Here is a 618-nt window from a genome sequence, read left to right as displayed (position 1 = left end):
GTTCTCATTATCATCGCTCAGATCAGAAACTGGTGTTACTGAAATTGTTAAGGTAGAACTTTCGGTATCACCGGCACCATCAGTAACGGTGTAGCTGATCACTGGCACAGCACCATTAAAGTTGTTATTTGGTGTGAAGGTATAGCTACCGTCTGCATTTAAGGTGAGATCACCTTCAGTGAGAGTAACTGTATCACCTGCATTATACGTATTCCCATCAACAGTAAAACTGGTTACCGTGAGTGGACCATCTGCTGTTTCTGCATTGTCTAAAACATTGCCTGTGGCGGTTGTATCTTCTGCAACAGTGACAGTTTCACTATCATCGCTTAGATCAGACACGGGTGTCACTGAAATTGTTAGGGTAGAACTCTGAGTGTCACCTGCACCGTCAGTAACAATGTAAGTAATTACAGGCACAGCACCATTGAAGTTATCATTCGGTGTAAAAGTATAACTACCATCGGTATTTAAAGTGAGCTCACCTTCCGCGAGAGTAACCGTGTCACCTGCATTATACGTATTACCATCAACAGTAAAACTCGTTACAGTGAGTGGACCATCGGCTGTTTCAGCATTATCAAGCACATTGCCTGTGGCTGTTGTATCTTCAGCTGT

General features: G+C 43.2%; 1 protein-coding gene. It reads right to left on the bottom strand.

What is annotated here, in order from left to right:
- Positions 1-618: tandem-95 repeat protein (locus tag H4J57_RS19535; RefSeq protein WP_182243997.1), on the bottom strand; the 618-nt coding region annotated here is incomplete at both ends.

Source organism: Colwellia sp. BRX8-7 (genome assembly GCF_014077275.1).
Classification (GTDB): Bacteria; Pseudomonadota; Gammaproteobacteria; order Enterobacterales; family Alteromonadaceae; genus Colwellia_A.
This window is presented reverse-complemented; position numbering and strand designations above follow the sequence as displayed.